At 49.3% G+C, this 16,206-nt stretch carries 15 protein-coding genes; 7 read left to right on the top strand and 8 right to left on the bottom strand.

All coding sequences use genetic code 11. The features are described from left to right. Positions 1–499: 499 nt before the first annotated feature. Complete coding sequence (locus AC286M_RS15490; RefSeq protein WP_488205241.1) at positions 500–814, top strand: DUF3067 family protein; 315 nt, start codon at positions 500–502, stop codon at positions 812–814. A 76-nt stretch (positions 815–890) separates the two neighbouring features. On the opposite strand, the gene tatC is transcribed toward AC286M_RS15490, so the two are convergent. The 3 genes from tatC to AC286M_RS15475 form a co-directional block, all read right to left on the bottom strand. Next, a complete protein-coding gene (tatC, locus tag AC286M_RS15485; protein WP_488205240.1) occupies positions 891–1,688 on the bottom strand; it encodes a twin-arginine translocase subunit TatC in 798 nt (265 codons plus the stop codon). A gap of 112 nt (positions 1,689–1,800) precedes the next feature. Beyond that, complete coding sequence (locus AC286M_RS15480) at positions 1,801–4,065, bottom strand: transglycosylase SLT domain-containing protein (protein ID WP_488205239.1); 2,265 nt, start codon at positions 4,063–4,065, stop codon at positions 1,801–1,803. 456 nt (positions 4,066–4,521) lie between these two features. After that, entirely contained in the window at positions 4,522–5,217 is a 696-nt protein-coding gene (locus tag AC286M_RS15475; RefSeq protein WP_488205238.1) for a Crp/Fnr family transcriptional regulator, read from the bottom strand. An 827-nt stretch (positions 5,218–6,044) separates the two neighbouring features. Between AC286M_RS15475 and AC286M_RS15470 the strand changes: the two genes are divergently transcribed. After that, positions 6,045–6,839, top strand: coding sequence for a DALR anticodon-binding domain-containing protein (locus AC286M_RS15470; protein WP_488205237.1), 795 nt, complete (start codon positions 6,045–6,047; stop codon positions 6,837–6,839). Between the two features lie 92 nt (positions 6,840–6,931). On the opposite strand, the gene AC286M_RS15465 is transcribed toward AC286M_RS15470, so the two are convergent. Further along, positions 6,932–7,546 carry a class I SAM-dependent methyltransferase gene (locus AC286M_RS15465; protein ID WP_488205236.1) on the bottom strand — a complete coding sequence of 205 codons (615 nt, stop codon included), beginning with the start codon at positions 7,544–7,546 and terminating at the stop codon, positions 6,932–6,934. Between the two features lie 347 nt (positions 7,547–7,893). Here AC286M_RS15465 and AC286M_RS15460 point away from each other — a divergent pair, with 347 nt between their 5' ends. Continuing rightward, the gene (locus AC286M_RS15460) at positions 7,894–9,195 is read left to right on the top strand and encodes a DUF3747 domain-containing protein (RefSeq protein WP_488205235.1); all 1,302 of its coding nucleotides are present in this window, start codon (positions 7,894–7,896) and stop codon (positions 9,193–9,195) included. Positions 9,196–9,640: 445 nt separating this feature from the next. Here AC286M_RS15460 and AC286M_RS15455 read toward each other — a convergent pair whose 3' ends face one another. Next, positions 9,641–10,894 carry a hypothetical protein gene (locus AC286M_RS15455; RefSeq protein WP_488205234.1) on the bottom strand — a complete coding sequence of 418 codons (1,254 nt, stop codon included), beginning with the start codon at positions 10,892–10,894 and terminating at the stop codon, positions 9,641–9,643. A 449-nt stretch (positions 10,895–11,343) separates the two neighbouring features. On the opposite strand from AC286M_RS15455, the gene AC286M_RS15450 reads away from it, so the two are divergent. Together AC286M_RS15450 and AC286M_RS15445 are read left to right on the top strand one after the other, a co-directional pair. Then, the gene (locus tag AC286M_RS15450; RefSeq protein ID WP_488205233.1) at positions 11,344–11,811 is read left to right on the top strand and encodes a cupin domain-containing protein; all 468 of its coding nucleotides are present in this window, start codon (positions 11,344–11,346) and stop codon (positions 11,809–11,811) included. After that, a complete protein-coding gene (locus tag AC286M_RS15445; RefSeq protein ID WP_488205232.1) occupies positions 11,808–12,797 on the top strand; it encodes a threo-3-hydroxy-L-aspartate ammonia-lyase in 990 nt (329 codons plus the stop codon). Before AC286M_RS15450 ends, AC286M_RS15445 begins: the two co-directional genes overlap by 4 nt. A 99-nt stretch (positions 12,798–12,896) precedes the next feature. On the opposite strand, the gene mscL is transcribed toward AC286M_RS15445, so the two are convergent. After that, entirely contained in the window at positions 12,897–13,511 is a 615-nt protein-coding gene (gene mscL, locus AC286M_RS15440) for a large conductance mechanosensitive channel protein MscL (RefSeq protein WP_488208839.1), read from the bottom strand. 7 nt (positions 13,512–13,518) lie between these two features. On the opposite strand from mscL, the gene AC286M_RS15435 reads away from it, so the two are divergent. Together AC286M_RS15435 and ybeY are read left to right on the top strand one after the other, a co-directional pair. After that, the gene (locus AC286M_RS15435) at positions 13,519–13,752 is read left to right on the top strand and encodes a DUF3285 domain-containing protein (RefSeq protein WP_488205231.1); all 234 of its coding nucleotides are present in this window, start codon (positions 13,519–13,521) and stop codon (positions 13,750–13,752) included. A 15-nt stretch (positions 13,753–13,767) separates the two neighbouring features. Beyond that, on the top strand, positions 13,768–14,301 hold the full coding sequence (ybeY, locus tag AC286M_RS15430) for an rRNA maturation RNase YbeY (protein ID WP_488205230.1): 534 nt from the start codon (positions 13,768–13,770) through the stop codon (positions 14,299–14,301). Between the two features lie 62 nt (positions 14,302–14,363). On the opposite strand, the gene AC286M_RS15425 is transcribed toward ybeY, so the two are convergent. Together AC286M_RS15425 and AC286M_RS15420 are read right to left on the bottom strand one after the other, a co-directional pair. Further along, complete coding sequence (locus AC286M_RS15425) at positions 14,364–14,972, bottom strand: hypothetical protein (protein WP_488205229.1); 609 nt, start codon at positions 14,970–14,972, stop codon at positions 14,364–14,366. Positions 14,973–15,364: 392 nt separating this feature from the next. Further along, a complete protein-coding gene (locus AC286M_RS15420; protein WP_488205228.1) occupies positions 15,365–16,105 on the bottom strand; it encodes a 2-phosphosulfolactate phosphatase family protein in 741 nt (246 codons plus the stop codon). Positions 16,106–16,206: the final 101 nt, after the last annotated feature.

The raw sequence follows: 16,206 nt of genomic DNA, 5'->3' as shown, positions 1-16,206 counted from the left end.
GCAACGTTTGAACGAAGCGGAGCGCTTAGATTCATCAGCTAACTCACTAAACTTAATGAAAAATCCAGAACGAAAATTCAGATTAAATTCATTAAACTTTGAGCTAACCCAATCCGTATAAAGGTATCTGCTAAAGCAGTTTACAGTTTTCTGAGACCATTGTTACACAACATAAACACGATTCAACCTCAAGGTCGTTAGGAAATGTAGATTGTGAACCAGCTTTTCGCTTTCCGTTAAGAAATGTATCAATTTGCGCTTCGTCTCTTGGTTCCAAAAACTAACAAGATGGTTGCGATAGGCATATTGGTTAGGACGTTTTTGTGGCACGGCGAAGCTGTGCCACAAAAACGTCCTAACAGAGCTGACTACGGTTAAATCTGCGATCGCAGCATGACAAGCGGATGATTCGCGTTCTAGTTTTGCAACGTGCAAAATGGGGGTTAAACAAAGTAGTAGTTGCTGCAAATATTGCGATTTGGATGAGTGACCTGAAACGATGACTGGACAAGAACTACATGAACTACTGCTGACCAAGTGGGGCCGATCCTTTGGCATGCAGCTCCGACGCACCCAGGGCAAAATCTTTGTGCAGGTGATGTGGAAGTACTTAGAGCAAGCTTCGTTTCCCATGACCGAAGATGAATATCTTGCTCATCTAGATGCGATCGCAGCCTATCTCAATGCCTGGGGCGGTGCCGACCAAATTCGCACCTACATCCAAGAAACCCGAGAAAGCCCCCGCCTCGGCAAAGCAGTCAGTATCCCGCTTGACTTAGGCATTCGCGAATCGGAATGGATCGTGGATGAATAACTCTAGAATCCTCGAAAAACGAATAAGAGCCGCGTCTAGCGCGGCTCTTATTCGTTTAGGAAGACGAGAAAGACAGCTAGCGGCCAGCTAATTTGACCATGCCAGTGCCGCCAAAGTAGAGCAACAGCACCGCACCGCCGAGCAAACTTTGGGTAATCGGATCAGTGGATGGAGTTAACACCGCACCAAGGACTGCCGCTCCCAGCAGAACAAAGCGCCACCCTTTCAGCATCTGCTCTGACGACACAATGCCCAGTAGCCCCAACAAAAGCTGAACGATGGGAATTTGAAACGCCAATCCAGTACTGAACATGAGCAGCAGTACAAACTCAAAATAGCGATCGATTGACCAAAGCTGTTCTACCACATCAGCTCCATAGCTGATGAAGAAATTCAATGCAGCTGGAATTAAGGCTAAATAAGCAAATCCTAAACCCACAAAAAAGAGCACGCTAGAGCCGAGTACAATCGGTGCAATCAGACGTCGCTCTCGCCGAGTCAGTCCCGGTAGAACAAACTGAATAATTTGGTAGAGAATAAACGGGCTAGCCAAAAGTAAGCCACTGTAAGCAGCCACTTTGAGAGAGACAAAGAAAAATTCGCCGGGCGAAAGCTGCAAGAACTTGACGCCTTTGGCTGGCAGTTCCAGCAGCTCAACAATTGGGCGCACCACTGCAAAGCAACCAACCACGCATACAATCACCGCGATTAGTGAATAGAAAATGCGCCAGCGCAACTCCTCTAGATGATCAAATAACGACATTTCCACGTCGTCCGGTAGATCATCCAAATAATCTCTTTCATCGGAGTCAGATGGGTCATTTGCCTGGGACGGCTTGATTTGAGCGGTTTCCAACTCAGGGGGAGGCGTCATACGCTAACGGTTGCTCTCCGGTTTAAATGAACGATGATTCTGTGTGCTTTAACCTATTGTATCGGTTGCTTCATGAATGCTCGAACCGAGACGATAACTTTAGGCTCTGGAATTAGTTATTGGGTATCTCAAATGTGTTGGAATTCGTAGTCTTGCGAGCAGTGTACTGTTCCACCTTGGCCGCAATGTCTGGATTGTAGAGTCGTAGATAGTTCCAGTAGCCACCAAAGACGGAGCGCACATAATTTTTGGTTTCTGGAAACGGAATTTGCTGGGCAAATTCATCGGCATTTTTGAAATTGTCTCGCGTAATCCAGTCAGCCACGTTACCGGGGCCAGCATTGTAACTAGCGACAGCATAGAGCGAATTATCACCGTACTCTTGGTGGGTGTAGCTCAAATACCAGGTTCCCAGCTTAATATTGTCAGCCGGATTGCCCAGATTGTATTCCCCAGCGCCAATGTTTTGATCAATCCAAGCTGCCGTATCGGGCATCACCTGCATCAGCCCTTTTGCACCTACAACCGACTCAATTTGTGTTTCAAAGCGGGATTCCTGACGGATCAACGCCGTCACCAACATGGGATTGAGATCGCGCTCGGCTGACCAGGTTTGAATCAGGTTTTGAAAAGGGAAAGGATACAAGGCTTGCCAGTAAGCATCCTGCTTCGCTAAGGTTTTGTACTGTTCAATTTCCTCTGGTTTTTCACGCCACTCTAGGCTAGACACCATGAAAATGCCGTCTAGGTTGTCGCCAACGCCCAGACGCATTAAACCATCGGTGAACTGCTCCGCGACCGTCGGCTCCATTGGGTTCTCAAATTCGCTCTGCCAGAGTGCCCAGGCCTCCTGATCTTGTCCCAATTGGTAAAGCTCTTGCAGGGTTTCTGAACCCGCTGGTAGCAGCGCTCGCTGCATCGGCTGTTGAATTTCGGGCTTTAAGTAACGCACCGTATTAAAGTCACCGACATCCCACCCCAGATGAACGGCTGAACGCCAGGCAAAATAGGACTCAGGATAGTGGGTAATCGTATATTCAAAGGCGCGTTGGGCTTCGTCGGATTGATTCACTTCTAGCGCCCATTTACCCGCCCAAAAGGCGGCTTCTGGAGCTAGCTCATGGTCTGGATTTTCGTTAGGAATTTGAGCGGCCCACTGCCAAGCCTGGAGGTACTGCCCCTGTTCTGCATGTTGGTTCGCCATGTTCCAGCGGAGTGTAGCCGCCGCTTCTGAGGAACTGTATTGACTGAGAATGGATTGACGAGCTTGGGAAGCAGATTCGGCACTATCCATTTCGTCCAGGAGCAGCGACTTCTCGTACAGGGCTGCAGCGGCATCCTCTGGAAATCGTTCAATCACCTGATCAAGAACCACGATCGCAGTTTCTCGATCGACTAAAGCCGACAGTTTGAGCAGCCCTTCAGCCGTTTCTGGATCATCCGGAAACGTCTCACTGAGATAATAGTAAGCTGCGATCGCATCATCTCGCTGCTGTCCCAGTTGTAATCCTCTGCCCGCGCGATAGAGATTTTGAGGAGTCTCTGGTGCCCAGCGGTAAGCGTCTCCAGCTTTGCCATAGGTCAACTTTTCCCAATAGCCAAAGCCAATCGCCTCCCAATCTTCCGGGGTCAGCTGATCGCCATAAGTTTCAACCATTTCATCCAGCAGAGTTGTAATACCTGGCAGATGCAGGCCGTGGCGAGCGACTATCCGCATCAGCGGCAGCTTATCTTCTCGCTCTTTCAATAACGCTTGAGCCATTTGCACGGTGCGGGGCGAGGCTGGAAACTTCTCTATCGCCTGATCCCAATAGCTGCGATCGCCATTTTCACCCAGTGCGTACAGCGCTTCTGCCGCCACTGGATGCTCACCATGTTCCTCCAGTAGCGTCTGCCAAGCCCGTTGTGCCTGCTCTGGCTGCCCCATAGCCTCGTAGGCTTGCGCCTGCTTTAGCCTCACATAGGGTTGCAAGACTTTATAATCCGCTTCCAGCCCCTCTAGCCACTGAATCGCACTGCCAGCCTTGCCTTGCTGAATCAGGTCTGTTGCCAATAAATAGCGGGCCCGCGCCCGCTCGGCAGATTCTTTTTGCGTGGCAATCGCTTCTAGCTGTTGCGATCGCGCATCTGGCGACATCAGTGCCAGCGTCTTCACAAACGAATCAGACGGTTGACGCAATGTCAGTGAATTGGATTGTCGCGATCCAAACCCGATTTCGGCAATGGGTTCCAAATACCGCTGGTGAAACTGACTAAAGTCAATCACACCCAACATATCCAACGTCGAAACCGCCGCTCCAGCCAGCATGGCAGTTATGCCCAGAGACATTAACACCACTTGGCGGCCTTTTGAGGGCTGAGGAGTCCGTTTAAACATGTCAAATCGCCTGATTTCGCAGATAGATTAAAACAACTGTTGCCTATTTATAGCGCCATGTCCTGCGATAGAGCATCAACTGCCTGCTAAACAGAAGTGACCACTGCCGCCCCAAAACTTTAACTAGCCCTATGTTAGACAATCAAGCGAATTTCAGCTTTTGCTTTTTCCAGTTCGAGCTTGGAACTTGGCCAAAGCGAGATATAGCGGGATACACGATAGTTCGCAAAAGGTAATGATTTCTCGGACTCTTCTCAGCTAGCATCCGATCTCGTTAAAAACCGAAGAGGCGATTTCGGTACAAGCGATGAGACGACTCAAGATGAGACGACTCAATCTGAAAGCGGGTTCTTTTACTTGTAGAGACTTGAATCTTAAATGTTGTAATTGGGAGTTGTAATTTTGCGATCGCAATCCGGCAACCAAACCCTCCCTCCAGGTAGCATTTAAGACTGCTTATGACTGCTTTTGATCCGCACTACTCGCAGGCAAACACAACAGACCGTCCCCATAGTTTTGGATAAGACCCTGCTGCCGTAGCTTACCCATCAGCCGCGTAACCGTTACACGAGTTGAACCAATGGCACTACCGATTTGAGCATGAGTTAAGGCCCAAGGTAAGCAATAACCCTGATCACAGGGCTGACCATACTCTTCAATTAACAAGGTGAGAAAACCCAGAAGGCGATCAATCGTCCGTCGCTGACCTAATGTGCTTAACCAGAGCAGCTTGCGCTGATGCTGATAACGAAACGCATCTAAGACTTCTCGCCGGAAGTGAGGCCAGTTGTCCAAATCATGCCAATACAGCCAAATAACCGTCGTTTGATCCACGTGAGCAAAACTCTGTAGCGTAAATGGAGATTGCGCCACAATTTCAAACGGTTGCCCAGCTCCAACAAATCCAAGAAACGCCTCTTCTAGCTCTGCTCCCTCCTCTTCACCTTTAGCGATGCTGGTACTCACCTGAGCGTTCCCCACCAGTCGCACGGCTCCTCGCTGTACCAAATATAAAATTCCAGGACGAGCCGGAATTCGCTCATCTTTACTGAAGGTGCGGCAACGATAGTGCTCCTGAGCCCAGTCTAAAATTCGCTGCCAAGTCAGAAAAGGGCGGGGCGCTTCAGGTTGTGATGACGATTCCGAATACATAATAAAATACTAAACGTTGCTGATGAACTTGCGTTGGTGGCAAACACTAGCCAGCTGTACGGATGGGAACAGAATCAAGACAATAACAGTGCAATAGCAGTTTGTTTTTTGCTAGACCAAATCAGCGAATCTATCAGTCACCGTAAGGGCGATAGAACATAGCATCACCATAAATAAATCTATACCAAACACTTCTATATCAAACGCTAAATACGCAAATACTTTAACGCACACTGGAGAAATGGAAAAAGCCGTATTTTAAACAGCCTGGAATCCTTAATTTAGAATTCTCTATACAAATGCACGAAAAACGAATCAATTTAGAAATTAATGCGGCCCCTCCTGCCTGATTAAAATCCCCTGCAAACTATCCCTGCAAACTATTAGTGTCAGATGATACTTGGCTTAACTAGATAACATCTGAGCAAGCTTTACGCCTGATACTGCAATGCAACCGTACACCTGAAGCCGATCTGGTATGAATCTTCATAAAACCTTTAAGAAGATTCACTGAAATCTACCGATGTTTTTTGTACAGGGAGGTACTGTATATTACACAACTGTCTCTCAAATTTCTGTTACTCAGAAACCTTCAGACTGCAATAGCAAGTGGGCTGCCATCAATTGTGGTTGACCCTGCTCCGTTCGAGGCAAGTTTGCCAGAGCTGAGCTCATTGAGCAACTTGATCAGCCACCAGGATATAAAATTAGGGTCAAAAACTGGTAAAGGGTGGGAACCAATTTTTTACACCAGCCCCTTGGCATTAAAGCTCGCTGCAAAAACGAATTTAACTGTAATCCAAGTTGCAACCTTCATCACCCACCAGATGACGGATTTGCGTGATAACTGCGACACCCTGTCTTCCCTCACACCACTGTCACCTCCCTTCTGGTTACACTTTACGATCCGACAAAATGAGTCTGGGTGGATTTACTTAAACCTTACAGATTTGGGCATTGCGATCTGGTTAGAGCATCTAACCACTATTCGAGCAACCCGCCGCGATCATCATGACGGTCATCAAGCAGCAGGCGGCTCACCTGTAACCAGTCATTCCGTTCCAAGCCTAACAACTGTACCGCAGAAACTACGACCAGAAGCCTGGAGTCAGCGTTGGCCGCAAGACTGGCCAACAATTTGGGCCGCACAGTATGTTCATAATCGAACGTTTAGCCTGCTCCAGTTAGCAGGCCGAGAAGGGCTGCTGCCGCTAAGAACGAATAAAACATCAAGCAATTTAGAGATTGGGGCTACTTGCTTTGGTTTCGGTGCGGAAGGCGCATGTCTGCCTCCGTCACATCGCTATCCGTGGTTCACTGAGCAGGAACAGCTGCGAATACAGCATTCAAGCGAATGGGAGCTAATTCGGTGTTTTATAACGCTAACGGATGAGTGGCAAGAGCGTCAGGGGAGCTACACCCCACAGCAGGTTCATCGCCAACTTCATCTACTGGTTCAAAGCTTTGAACAATTTCATCGACAGTGCCAAATTTTTGGTGATGTGGCTGAGCGGACACCTGAATTAGCTCAGGCTCGGCTGGGCTTGGTGCAGATTACGCAGAGACTGATGAGGATTCTGTTGGAAGAGGGGTTGGGAGTTGAGGCGTTGATGGAGCTTTGAGAGTCGGGAGGTTGGGGAGTAAGGGAGTAGGAAGTAGGGGAGTGGGGAGCAGGGGGGCAAGAAGATAGTGGTGGTCTGTTCTGCTGGGTTGGTTAGGTTTTCCAGGCGGTGCCTTGGTAGGTGTAGCCAATGAATTTGGGTAGGCTCTCAGCATAATCCTGCTCAATTTCGACTCGGTCGAACTGCTGCTGCACCAAATTAGCAATGTTGCGGTTGAGATGGCAGCCATCACCAATTACTTTTTGAATTGGATTGAGCCGATTTTGCCAGGTTTGAACTGAGGTATCTTTACTTAAACCATGTTCAACAAAGCAGAAGCGGCCACCCGGTTTAAGAACGCGATAAATTTCGCTCAGCGCTTGCTGAATGTTGGGAATACTACAGAGCGTCCATGTGCTGACGGCGGTGTCAAAACTGGCCTCTGCAAATGGAAGGTTTTCACCGCTAAGAACGTGAACCTTAACATTAATAGGAGAGGCGGCAATCCGTTTTTGCGCGATCGCAGTTGCACCGGGATTCGGATCAACGATTGTCAGCTGTTTGATCGAGTCGGGATAATAAGGCAAATTCAGCCCAGTCCCAAAGCCAATCTCTAAAACATTTCCTGAAACTTGGGAAAGGACGGCTTGCCGATATCGGGGGCAGGGTTCTCCCGACATGGCAGCATCCAATAAGCGTGGAAAGATGAGGTTGGAGTAAATACCCATGTTGTGAATCTCTCTTGGTCACGCAACGCACAATAGTTCTTCCATTTTAGTTCCCGGCTAAGAGCCACCTCTTCAACTGCTACACGGGGGGGAACTGAAAAAAGTACCCGTTCCAGTGAGGGCAGCAATGGTAATGCCTTAATTTACAAGGTACTTTAGCGATTTTGGATCTGCGATCGCACCCCCCAATCGGCTGTGCCACCTCAGGACAGTTGGGAAAGTCAAACCGTCACATTACTTTTGTGACAATCCTCACCGCAAGATGTGGACATACCAGAGCACCGCGACTTCTCATACCTAACGAATCCGGTGCATTTGCTTTCCACAGAATCAGTTGAGGACTTGTCATGAAATCTATCTTCCGTCGTTCCATCGCGGCTCTCGCTACCGTTGCTACCGCAGCAGTTGGTTTTGGTACTGTTATCTCTAGCTCGTCCGTTGCAGCTTCCTTTGGTCAAAAAGAAGTGGATCAAACTAAGTTTGCTGCGATCGCATCTCCAGTTAACAACGGCAGTTCCCATCAGCTACTGGTACTAGAGCAGATTTCCAGCACCAAGAAATGCTGGGGCGAGAGTGGCAATGCACCCACGATTGTTGATCCCCTACTGCTGAGCTTTGACTTTACGGGTATCTGCGGTCGCTCTACCGATAGCAACGGCTACTCGATTCGCGCCAACGGTCAAGATTTAGGTTTGCAGTACAGCCTGCGCGTTCAGCAGCGCAACGGCGACATGGTTCTAGTTGGTGTGCCCTTTGGTGGTCGGGGTCAAACGCTCGAAATCGCCCGCGCCAATGGCACAACCAACAACTTTGCGAAGCTCAACCTCAAAGATGGCTGGCGGTTCACCAAGCGTACCTACGAAGGTCAAACGCTGGGTCACGTCTACCTAACCTATGAAGGTGATCTGGCGGCAACAGCCTTAAGCGGCAGCACTGGTGGAACCACAGGTGGTACAACGGGTGGCAACACGGGCAGCACAGGTGGTAACACGGGCGGCAACACAGGTGGTAATGGCGGCGTGGTCGTCAATCCCACCCCCGTTTCCTTCTCTGACATCAGTGGCGACCTCTACCAGTCTGAAATTCAGGAAGCTGTAGCGATGGGCTTTATTGCAGGCTTCTCGGAAGACAATACCTTCCGACCTCGTGCAACTCTGACCCGTGAGCAGGTCGTTTCGATGGCGCTAGAGTCTTTGGAAAATGTGCCAAATGCTAACTTGAATCTGCCAACCAGCGTCAGCCGCGCTCCCTTCCGTGACGTAGCCACCTCTCGCTGGAGTGCTGCCAAGATTCAGTTTGCTCAACAAGAGGGCATCGTTGCAGGCTATGGCGATGGCAACTTCCGTCCAACTCAAGCGGTTACACGGGCTGAACTGATGTCCATCATGCGCCGCACGGCTGAATATGCTCAAGAGCTGCAGAACAAGCCGACCACATTGATCTCGACTCAAGCAGCAACCAACTTCGGCGATACGGCGGGTCACTGGTCACAGGCAACGGTCAATGAAATGTCCTCCTACTGTGGCGTTGCATCTCCCATGAATGAGTCTGGCAACCGCTTCTCTCCGGATTCGGCAGCTCTGCGGAACTATGCTGCTGCTGCTACTCTGCGCATGATTGAGTGTGCAGTTGAGGAAGCAGATAGCTAGTTGAAAACAGCGATCGGGGATTGCCCATCAGGATGCTTCCCCGATCCTCCAGTTAAGTTTAAATCGAGTTTCGAGTTAGACGTTTCGGTGATGCTGGCCGCAGCCGTGTGTTGTCAGCATTCTTCCTTCTCTAAAAGATTGCCTCGCCACCCGGCCGAGCGGCTTCTAGTAGCTTGACCTCATTCGTGTGTTGCCAGCATCCTTCCTTCTCTAAAGATTGCTCTCAACGCTTTTCTAAAAGTTTTTGTCTCCGCTAATTGCTACTTTCTCCTGGGGTTTAAAACACACCACATCACACGCTGAACTCCCTTAACTCCTCAACGCGATCGCAACTCCAAAAAAGTGCGATCGCGTTTTCCTTTCCATTTCAAACAAGAGCGATTTGCCTCCGCACTGTGGAAGCAAATCGCTTGTTGATGAGTACCTTGTTGATTGATACAGAGATTTATCGTAGCGCCGGGAAGTTAACGCCAATGCCGAGCAGTAGCCCAATTGCCGGATCATCAAATAGCGAAACGTTTACGGCTGCAACGCCCGTAAAGTTATCGCCGAGGGGAACATCAACGCCACCCGTGGCCAGAAAATCAACCGAACCATCATCGCCCGTGGAAATCGCTGCACCCGCGCCAATAAAGGGAGATACCCGGAAACCAATTTCTTCCGAAACGTTTTCTGTTACCTCAGTCACACCAGGAACAAAGTCAAACGTGACGGGCAACAAAATCGTCGGATTGTCATTAATCAGCACAGACGGGCGCACAGAGATATTTCGGGTTAGGCCAATTTTACTGAAGGCCGCAAAGCTGCCTTCCCCCAGTGCCGTTTCGCCATCACCGAGGCCAATGTTGCCGCCAATGCCGATATAGCTTGGCCCAGAACGGGTGGCGCGACCGGGAGAAATCGACTCTACTGCATCTTCAAAAACGTCATCGCCGTCACCATCATCCACGTCTTCATCTTCGAATAAGCCACCGTCATCACCGTCGAGAACATCTTCATCGGGATCGGCTTCGTAGGTATCTTCCGCTTCCGGATTCGATTCGAAGACACCATCATCTTCCTCTAATGGCTCATCTTCATTCAAGACATCGTTATCGTCGTCAAAAACGCCTGGATCATCGTCGAACAGACCATCGTCTTGGCCTAAGTTCTCGTCATCTGCCTCTTCTTCATAGGTCTCATCATTTAGGACATCGTTATTGTTATCCAAAACGCCTGGATCATCATCGAGCAGACCGTCATCATCGTCGGTATCAACTTGGGATAAATAGTTAGTTTGATCCACTGTGACATCGCTAGCTGTAACACTGCTATCGACATCTGCAAAAACAGATTCATTACTGGGCGTAGCAACCGCTGCTTGTTCAGTTGCTTGTTCAGTAGAGGTGAGCGGCGTCAACGAATACTGAGTTGCAGGAGAAGTGGCAGACAAATTTGAGGACGTAACGGTAGACTCAGCCACTTTTGGATCGTTGGTTGGCAATAAATCTACAGCCCGAGTCGAAACGCTTTGTTTAATTTGATTATTAGCTTCTTTAAAGGAAACATTAGCTGCGATCGCAGATGCAGATTGTTCTGATCGCTTGGATGAGACGTATGACGTCAGAGTCTCTGCCTGCGCGAGTGGTGCTGCTCCGAACAGCATTGCGATCGCGCTGATGAAAACAGAGACATGTTTTAGATGGTAGTTTGATTTCACTGCTATACCCTCAGCTCTAATATTTGCTGTTTCACCACAGAGACACAGGCAACCCTGATCCACATCAGAATTCGTATCAGAATGGCAATTGACTCAACATAGCTAGAGCTTAGTGAGGGTTTATAGGCAATTCCTCTATCAAAAGAAACGGGTAACGCCAAAATTTGCGAATCTTGCCAGCTTATTGCTTGTTTTGGCAAATGCTGGATAAGAATTCTTAGCAGAAGGCCAGTTCTCAGCTTGAGTAGCTTTAATCAAATTGCATCAAAAACCTGCATGTTCAAATTTAGAAAAATCCGGCAAGATAGCGAGTATCGATCTCTAAATATCAAATCCTCTTACAAGAACCCAATTTACTTTTTGCGAAACGCTTGCTGAGCAAGCGTTTCGCAAAAAGTAAATCATGGTTTTTCAACCGGACTTCATATAATATTTGCCGATGACTGCCGATGATTATTGATCCGCATCAGGTACCCGATTCGACAGGCACAGGTTATCCCGCACCGTTTCGCGCTCAAGTGGCAGGTCGCAGTCGCAAGCGAGTTGGCAACGCAGCAGGGCTGACCAACTTTGGCGTTAACTTAGTCACGCTACCGCCGGGAAGCGCCTCTGCTCTGCGCCACTGGCACACTTGCCAAGACGAGTTTATCTACGTTGTTGAAGGCGAACTGACGCTGGTGATGGATGATGGCGAACAGGTTTTGCAACCGGGAATGATGGCCGGATTTGCCGCTGGAAAACCCAACGGTCACTGCCTGATTAATCGCAGCAGTCAACCCGCTGTTTATCTCGAAATTGGCGATCGCACATCCGGTGATCAGGCCCACTATCCCAATGTTGATTTGCTGGCAACCGACACGCCAACCGGATACCGATTTACCCATGCGGACGGAACAGCCTACGCCGAGGATGAATGATGACGGCAGCCAATCCAGCGACTTTACCGAATATCACCTACGCGGACATTATCGCAGCGGCGAAGCGGCTCAGTGGTGTGGCGAATCGAACCCCCGTGTTAACGTCGCGCACTCTCAATCGTCAAACGGGTGGCGAGATCTTTTTTAAGTGCGAAAACTTTCAGCGGATGGGCGCGTTTAAATTTCGGGGCGCGTACAACGCTTTGTCACGGTTGGATAATGAACTGCGATCGCAGGGTGTCCTCACCCTCTCTTCCGGTAATCACGCTCAAGCTGTAGCCTTATCCGGTCAGCTTTTGGAGATTCAAACCACCATTTTGATGCCGTCTGATGCTCCTACGGTGAAACGCGAGGCAACCGCTGGTTATGGTGCCGAAATTATTCTCTATGACCGCGCTACAACCGATCGCGAACAGTTGGCTTACCAGGTTCTGGCTGAGCGTAATCTGACATTTGTTCATCCCTACGATCACCCCCATGTGATTGCTGGACAGGGCACCGTTGCCCAAGAATTGCTGGAAGAAGTCGGTGAACTGGATCAACTACTTGTCTGCTGCGGTGGGGGTGGATTGTTATCAGGATGTGCGATCGCAACTCGCACCCTTTCGCCCAACTGTCGAGTCATTGGCGTGGAACCTGCCGCCGCTGATGATGCCACCCGCTCATTTCAAACCCGGACGCTGCAAACGGTGGACAATCCCGATACGATCTGTGATGGGGCACGGACGCCACATTTGGGCAAGCTGACGTTTCCTTTGGTTCTGCACTATGTCAACGACATGAAAACCGTGACCGATACTGAGGTGCTGCGTACGATGCGATATCTCTGGGAGCGGCTCAAAATCGTGGTCGAACCAACAGGCTGTCTCGCTGCTGCTGCGGTTTTGGCGCAAAAAATACCGACCGCTGGACAGCGCATCGGTGTGATCATCAGCGGCGGCAACGTTGACTTGCAGCAAGTGAGTCAGTGGTTCACTGTGCTTTAATCAATGCTTTGTAGAGATGAGGGGTAGAAGAATTTTGAAAATATTGCGAAGCAATATTTTCAAAATTCTTCTACCCCTCAAAACACACTTGACAAAGCACTAGAGAGAATTGCGGGATTCGATCGTATTGGTCAGGCGAACGATGGCATTGGTTAATTCCTGCTCGACCGCCACCGGATCAGGGGTAGGAATTTCAGCTTCGACCACTTCTTTCTTACGCTTGAACTTTTCAAACGCTTGCACAATCAGGAAGATAACAAAGGCGATAATCAAAAAATCGACAACCGTTCCCAAAAAACTGCCGATGCGGATACCAGGGCCAATTGTGGCCTCGCGCCAGCCGTTTCCTGTCTGACTCAACACGGGGTTAATGATCCCCGGCATGATAATGTCCTCGACCAGAGACGTGATCACTTTGCCAAAGGCGGCACCGATAATGACGGCGACCGCTAAATCAACGACGTTGCCCCGCGCGATAAACTCCCTAAAATCGTGCAGAAAACCATTTCGACGTGGTGATGTCATACCCACCCCTTTATCCTGATATAGATTTTTAATACAGATTAAGCTGAAATCGCGGCCAGAAGTCTTAAATCCGTCTGTAGTTTGTAGCAGCTTGGCAACCGCAATGACTTTGTTTGATGGAGGTCTGACGGAAGTTAGATAATCCGCTATCTTGAATGAATAGGCAACCCATTTTGAATAGTCGATCACCAAATTGATGAGCCAATCTACACCAACAACCGATCACTCAACGGATAACTCGACAGCAGAAACCGCGATCGCAGATCAATCTCCATCAACTGCATCTCCAACTAGCGAACCCCCCCCTTCTTACGTCAAGCTGGCCATGCGCAACATGGTGAAAAAGGGCAGCAAGTCGCTCTTTCACTTTGCACTGACCAGTGTTGGCCTATTGGCGGTACTAGTCGGCTTAGCCTATCTCACCCGGTAATTCTGGTAACCCTTAATGGCGATTGAAACTCTAGAACAATCGGCTTTACCGGACGTAGATGTCACTGTCGAATATCGAAACGAGGATAACTTTGCTTTAGAATCGCCAGTGATTGCAATCGACTGCTGGCAATCCTGGTTCCAAACCTGGTTGGCCCATCTAGACCTGGATTTGTCGCCGATTAACGCCTATGAGCTGAGTCTGTTGCTAACCGATGATGCGGAAATTCAGCAGCTCAATGCCCAGTTTCGCCACCAGGATAAACCTACTGATGTCCTGTCGTTTGCGGCCTTAGAAACGGAAGGCGCAGTCTCAGAAATGTTGCGACACGAAATTCCGCTCAATCTCGGTGACATCATTATTTCCGTCGATACCGCCCAGCGACAGGCGGCTGAACGGGGTCATTCACTGCGTTGGGAGCTGGCTTGGCTAGCGACCCACGGGCTGCTGCATCTGCTGGGCTGGGATCACCCAACTGAGGAGCGGTTGCAGGAAATGCTCGACCAGCAAGATGTGCTGTTAGATGCGATCGCACTTGATGCAAATTAAAAAAAAACCCCGTGCTGGGCATGGGGGTGTTTTTTTAACAATACAAGATGGTAAATTCAAGTTTACCAGAGGGCGCGAACTGGAGCAGTGGTTTCAGTGGTTTCAACGGTTTCCGTTTCTGGCTGAGCCACGATGGGTTCTTCTTCAACTTCCGTTTCGGTCGTCACGGTTTCTTCCGTTGTCACGACTTCCTCTTCGACAACCGTTTCTTCCTCGACGACCTCTTCGTCAACAACGGTTTCGTCGTCAACCTCTACGATTTGCACAGACTCACCGCCAGGGCCAGTCACGGCTACAACCATGTCATCCATTAACACCATTTCGATGACAGTACCTTCTTCAATACCGGCTTGAATCTGAGATTCGCGAGGAATGTCGTAGAAAGAGGTCTCTCCGGTTTCAGAATCTCGAACTCGTACCTCGTTGCCAACGACATCAACAACGGTGCCGCTCACAACGGTTGTCTCTGCTGTTTCATCAACCTGACTAATCGTTTCGGCCTCAGCCGCTGGCATCGCTTCTTCGGTCATGGCGTCTTCAGACATGACCTCTTCCGTCATCATGTCAGCTTCCGTCATCGTCGCATGATTATCAGCGGCTGCAGGCTGGGCAACGCCAATCCCGACGGAGAAAATAGCTGCGATCGCAAAAACTTCTTTTATCAGAGACATGTGTGTTCACTCCTTCAATAATTAGTGGCAGCGTAGATGCTTGAACTAACTTTTTAATTTTTTAATCTTAATTACTCAATTGCCAAGCAGAATCATTTAGGACGAAAAACGCGCTTTTCAAGAAAAAGGCTCCATTTTTCAGCTCCACTTTGGCATCCGTTAATTGGGATACCTTACATTTTGCACCTTGCATAGTCGGTGTCATTAGACCTAAGACAGAGAGTATTTGAGGTGAACTAAACCTACCCAGTACTACCGCATCTACGGCTTACAAACTGCACGGGGAACAAAAGTGAAACAACATGAACTCAAATCTAAAGGCTCCTGGTTCTGCATGGCAGCAGCACAGGAGCCTTCAGGTTTATGACACAAAAGATTGGATTTGCCGACCTTTAACTGAGCTGATCAACCAATACACCAGCTTCGCGTTGGGTTGGTAAAACTTTGAGAATATCCAGTTGGGCACAATATTCTAGATCTTCGATATTGCCCAGCCGCAGCAGCCGTTGACCGTGACTGGCAATTTTGAGCAAATCGAGCAGTTGGTTCTGCCACTGCTGATAGAGGCTAACCGCCGCCACAACTTCATCGTTACCAGCCAGTTGCTCAAACGGTTGGCCAGTTGCCTGCATAACCGCATCTGCGATCGCACCTGCACAAACCGTATCTTCAAGGGAATAGCTACCTTCCCAACCAGAACCGACCATCCAAACCGTTTCCGGCTGTTGGCGCAGCAAGTAATCCACCACCGCTTGACGATTGGTTAACGCTGCTGTTACCACCGTTTGGGCTTGCTGAATCCGTTCCAGGCAGCGAGTGCCGTTGGTCGTGCTCATGAACAAGCGCTTGCCGCCCGTTATTTCCTCCGTATGGTCAAGCGGCGAATTGCCCAAATCGCAACCGTCTACCATTTTTCCACCCCGTTCACCTGCTCGGATGCGCTTATCAGCAGCCCACGCCTCACTAGTTTGCATTAGTTGGTCAATATCGCTGAAGGCTTGAATCGCCTCCGCTCCTACCGACAGTGCTTTGGCAATAGTTGTCGTCGCGCGCAGGACATCAATTGCGATCGCGCATTCAGGCTGAGCATCAACAGGTGTTGCTTCGGGGGTATGGTAAACAAAAAATTTCACGGATAGTTGCCAACAGGTACTTACAAATTTAAAGATCAACGCCCCCTATTCTACGGGTATACGGTACCGAAACAGAAGTGAGATTTCACGTAGCAAGCCAT

The sequence above is a fragment of the Thainema salinarum CENA647 genome (assembly GCF_057732415.1).
Note: the sequence above shows the minus strand (reverse complement) of the source record. Positions and strands in the feature narration are given on the sequence as shown.